The 4,451-nt window shown below is 52.2% G+C and carries 7 protein-coding genes; all 7 read right to left on the bottom strand.

Annotation, left to right across the window (positions count from 1 at the left end; all coding sequences use genetic code 11):
• Positions 1–128: 128 nt before the first annotated feature.
• Complete coding sequence (rplQ, locus tag DBR30_RS11420; protein WP_005307999.1) at positions 129–512, bottom strand: 50S ribosomal protein L17; 384 nt, start codon at positions 510–512, stop codon at positions 129–131.
• Between the two features lie 43 nt (positions 513–555).
• Positions 556–1,545, bottom strand: a complete 990-nt coding sequence (locus DBR30_RS11415) for a DNA-directed RNA polymerase subunit alpha (RefSeq protein WP_005307997.1) — start codon at positions 1,543–1,545, stop codon at positions 556–558.
• Between the two features lie 25 nt (positions 1,546–1,570).
• Positions 1,571–2,191: a 30S ribosomal protein S4 gene (rpsD, locus tag DBR30_RS11410; protein WP_005340600.1), complete on the bottom strand. Its 621-nt coding sequence runs from the start codon at positions 2,189–2,191 to the stop codon at positions 1,571–1,573.
• A gap of 39 nt (positions 2,192–2,230) precedes the next feature.
• Positions 2,231–2,620, bottom strand: coding sequence for a 30S ribosomal protein S11 (gene rpsK / locus DBR30_RS11405; RefSeq protein WP_005307993.1), 390 nt, complete (start codon positions 2,618–2,620; stop codon positions 2,231–2,233).
• A gap of 14 nt (positions 2,621–2,634) precedes the next feature.
• Entirely contained in the window at positions 2,635–2,991 is a 357-nt protein-coding gene (gene rpsM / locus DBR30_RS11400; protein WP_005307991.1) for a 30S ribosomal protein S13, read from the bottom strand.
• Between the two features lie 139 nt (positions 2,992–3,130).
• Positions 3,131–3,244, bottom strand: coding sequence for a 50S ribosomal protein L36 (gene rpmJ / locus DBR30_RS11395; protein WP_005319705.1), 114 nt, complete (start codon positions 3,242–3,244; stop codon positions 3,131–3,133).
• A 27-nt stretch (positions 3,245–3,271) separates the two neighbouring features.
• On the bottom strand, positions 3,272–4,451 hold a 1,180-nt coding region (gene secY, locus DBR30_RS11390), incomplete at its 5' end, for a preprotein translocase subunit SecY (protein WP_108588353.1).

Raw genomic sequence — 4,451 nt, 5'->3', positions numbered from 1 at the left:
AGGCAGTTGAGGCAGTTGAGGCAGTTGAGGCAGTTGAGGCAGTTGAGGCAGTTGAGGCAGTTGAGGCAGTTGAGGCAGTATCAGAATGGATTAAAAGAAAAGCCGGGACAAGCCCGGCTTTTTCTTTATCACTCAGCAGCTGCTTCAGCAGCGGCCGGGCGGTCTACCAGCTCAATATAAGCCATAGGGGCGTTGTCGCCTGCACGGAAACCGCATTTCAGAATGCGAGTATAACCGCCGGCGCGCTCCAGGTAGCGCGGGCCCAGTTCATTGAACAGCTTAGCCACGATCGCGTTATCGCGAGTACGGGCAAATGCCAGGCGACGATTAGCAACGCTATCAGTCTTGGCAAGGGTGATCAGCGGTTCAACTACACGACGCAGCTCTTTTGCCTTAGGCAGAGTCGTCTTGATGATCTCATGACGAACCAGGGAGCTGGCCATGTTGCGGAACATTGCCTGACGATGGCTGCTGTTCCGGTTCAGTTGACGACCACTCAAACGATGGCGCATGACCTTATCCTTCTAACTAAATCTGTGAAACCCGTAATCTGGATTACTCGTCAGCGATGCTGGCGGGCGGCCAGTTCTCAAGGCGCATGCCAAGAGACAGACCACGGGAGGCCAACACGTCCTTGATCTCAGTCAGGGACTTCTTACCGAGGTTAGGAGTCTTAAGCAACTCAACTTCGGTACGCTGTACCAGATCACCAATATAGTGGATAGCTTCTGCCTTCAGACAGTTCGCAGAACGAACTGTCAGCTCCAAATCATCGACAGGACGTAGCAGAATCGGATCAAACTCGGGTTTCTCTTCTTTCTTCTCGGGCACGCTGACATCGCGCAGATCCACGAAGGCTTCCAGTTGCTCGGCCAAAATAGTGGCAGAACGACGGATGGCTTCTTCAGGATCCAGGGTACCATTGGTCTCCATGTCGATGACCAGCTTGTCCAAGTCGGTACGCTGTTCCACACGTGCTGCCTCAACATTGTAGGCAATACGAACGATGGGGCTGAACGCGGAGTCCAGCAGCAGGCGACCAATAGGACGCTCTTCGTCATCGTTGTGAACACGAGCAGAAGCAGGCACATAACCACGACCGCGCTGAACTTTCAGGCGCATGCTGATTTCAGCATTGGCACCAGTCAGGTGGCAGATTACGTGCTCCGGGTTTACGATCTCGACTTCATCACCGTGAGTGATATCACCAGCGGTAACGGGGCCTGTTCCAGACTTGGTCAGGGACAGAGTTACCTCGTCCTTGCCTTCCAGCTTCACAGCGATACCTTTCAGGTTGAGCAGGATTTCAAGAATGTCTTCCTGTACACCTTCTTTGCTGCTGTACTCATGCAGTACCCCGTCAATTTCGACTTCAGTAACTGCACAACCGGGCATAGATGACAGCAAAATACGACGCAGGGCGTTGCCCAGCGTGTGACCAAAGCCACGCTCGAGTGGCTCAAGAGTCACTTTCGCATGAGTCGGGCTAACTTGCTCGATGTCAACTAGCCGCGGTTTAAGAAAATCTGTTACAGAACCCAGCATTGTGTCCTCTCTTTAGAAGCTAGCTTTACTTGGAGTAAAGCTCGACGATCAGCTGTTCGTTAATGTCGGCAGACAGGTCGGAACGCTCTGGCAGACGCTTGAAAGCACCTTCCATTTTAGCGGCGTCAACCTCTACCCAAGTCGGCTTCTCGCGCTGACCAGCAACTTCCAAGGAAGCTTTGATACGCGCTTGCTTCTTAGCCTTCTCACGAACGCAGATCACGTCCTCAGGGGAAACCTGGAAAGAAGGAATGTTCACAACGCGACCGTTTACCATGATGGCCTTGTGGCTCACCAGCTGACGAGATTCAGCACGGGTAGCGCCGAAGCCCATACGGTAAACAACGTTGTCCAAACGACCTTCCAGCAGCTGCAACAGGTTTTCACCGGTGTTACCCTTTTGACGGGCAGCGTCGCGGTAGTAGTTGCGGAACTGTTTTTCCAATACGCCGTAGATACGACGAACTTTTTGTTTCTCGCGCAACTGAACACCGTAGTCGGACAGACGCGCTTTACGCGCACCGTGCTGACCAGGGGCGGTGTCAATCTTGCACTTAGAATCAATCGCACGAACACCTGACTTCAGGAAGAGGTCGGTGCCCTCACGACGGCTAAGCTTAAGCTTAGGACCGATATATCTTGCCATCTTCTTTCTCCAACAATCCTAGACCAAGTAGCTACAGCGTTATACGCGGCGCTTCTTGGGAGGACGACAACCGTTGTGCGGGATCGGAGTCACATCAGTAATGTTAGTGATGCGGAAACCAGCCGCGTTCAGGGCGCGGATGGAAGACTCACGACCGGGACCCGGACCTTTGACCATGACTTCCAGGTTCTTGACGCCATATTCTTTGGCCATCTCACCAGCGCGCTCGGCAGCTACCTGAGCAGCGAACGGGGTGGACTTACGAGAACCACGGAAACCGGAACCACCAGAAGTAGCCCAAGACAGAGCATTGCCCTGACGGTCAGTAATGGTCACGATTGTGTTGTTGAAAGATGCATGAACGTGCGCAATACCGTCGCTCACTTGCTTTTTAACGCGCTTGCGAGCACGAGTCGGAGTTTTAGCCATTTTCTACCTTCCCGTTACTTCTTGATAGCCTTGCGCGGACCCTTACGGGTACGAGCGTTGGTCTTGGTACGTTGACCACGAACAGGCAGGCTACGACGGTGACGCAAACCACGGTAGCAACCCAGATCCATCAATCGCTTGATGTTCATGGAAATCTGACGACGCAGGTCACCTTCAACGGTGAATTTACCTACTTGTTCACGCAGACTCTCGATCTGAGCTTCGTCCAGGTCTTTAATTTTCACATTCTCAGCGATACCGGCTGCGGCACAGATGGCCTTGGAGCGGGTACGACCGACGCCATAAATCGCAGTCAAAGCGATGACTGCATGCTTATGGTCAGGAATGTTAATGCCAGCGATACGGGCCACTATTCACTCCTACATATAGTAGATTACGACCACCACAAAGCCCGTGAGCGGATACGTGGCGGTCAACCAATACACAACAAAAGTTGGCTGGCTATATTAGCCAGCACAACTATTTGTTGCAAGTACTAACCGTAAAAAATTAGCCTTGGCGCTGTTTATGCTTTGGCTCGCTGCAAATCACACGCACCACACCGTGACGCTTGATGATTTTGCAGTTACGGCAGATTGCCTTAACGGAAGCACGAACTTTCATTGCTTAACTCCGTAACTACGCCGACCTTTAGCGGCCGTAGCCCTTCAGGTTGGCCTTCCTCAGGACGTCGCCATATTGATGAGACATCATATGGGTTTGTACCTGAGCCATGAAGTCCATGATAACTACCACGATAATCAGCAGCGAAGTGCCACCGAAGTAGAACTGTACGTTCCAGGCAGTCATCAAGAACTGGGGTACCAGACAGATAAAGGTTATATAGAGCGCACCTGCCAATGTCAGGCGAGTCATAACCTTATCGATGTAACGTGCTGTCTGCTCGCCCGGGCGAATCCCCGGGATAAAGGCTCCACTCTTCTTCAGATTATCTGCTGTCTCGCGGGGGTTGAACACCAGCGCGGTATAGAAGAAGCAGAAGAAGATAATGGCTGCTGCATACAGCATCTCGTAAAGCGGTTGACCCGGCTGCAGGACCATAGAGACCTGTTGCAGGATATCAGCTACTTTACCCTCACCCTGACCAAACCAGGAGGTAATGGTCCCCGGGAAGAGGATGATACTGGATGCGAAAATCGCAGGAATCACACCAGCCATATTCACTTTCAACGGCAGGTGTGTGCTTTGCGCGGCAAATACCTGGCGGCCTTGTTGACGCTTGGCATAGTTAACAACGATACGACGCTGACCACGCTCCACGAACACCACAAAGTAAGTCACTGCGAAAACAATCAAGCCCAGCAACAACAACAGCAGGATGTGCAATTCCCCTTGACGTGCCTGTTCGGCCGTAGCGCCAATGGCATGCGGCAGACCAGCAACGATACCTGTGAAAATAATCAACGAGATACCATTACCAATCCCACGCTCGGTAATCTGCTCACCCAACCACATCAAAAACATGGTACCGGTGACCAGACTCACAACCGCTGTGAAATAGAAGCCTAGACCCGGATTAGTCACGAGTCCATGCATCATATTCGGCAGACCGGTTGCAATACCAATGGCCTGGAAAGTTCCCAAAACCAGCGTGCCCCAACGGGTATATTGGCTAATCTTGCGACGGCCGGATTCACCTTCTTTCTTGAGTTCAGCAAGAGCGGGGTGAACCACTGTCAGCAGCTGGATAATGATCGATGCCGAAATGTACGGCATGATCCCCAACGCAAGAATAGAAGCACGCGAGAGTGCACCACCACTGAACATGTTGAACATCTCAATGATGGTGCCCTTCTGTTGCTGGAACAAC

This window comes from Aeromonas sp. HMWF017 (genome assembly GCF_003061465.1).
GTDB classification, from domain to species: Bacteria; Pseudomonadota; Gammaproteobacteria; order Enterobacterales; family Aeromonadaceae; genus Aeromonas; species Aeromonas veronii.
This window is presented reverse-complemented; position numbering and strand designations above follow the sequence as displayed.

Coding starts and splice junctions, on each gene's coding strand:
- rplQ (WP_005307999.1), bottom strand. CDS start 512: ATGCGCCATCGTTTGAGTGGTCGTCAACTGAACCGGAACAGCAGCCAT.
- DBR30_RS11415 (WP_005307997.1), bottom strand. CDS start 1,545: ATGCTGGGTTCTGTAACAGATTTTCTTAAACCGCGGCTAGTTGACATC.
- rpsD (WP_005340600.1), bottom strand. CDS start 2,191: ATGGCAAGATATATCGGTCCTAAGCTTAAGCTTAGCCGTCGTGAGGGC.
- rpsK (WP_005307993.1), bottom strand. CDS start 2,620: ATGGCTAAAACTCCGACTCGTGCTCGCAAGCGCGTTAAAAAGCAAGTG.
- rpmJ (WP_005319705.1), bottom strand. CDS start 3,244: ATGAAAGTTCGTGCTTCCGTTAAGGCAATCTGCCGTAACTGCAAAATC.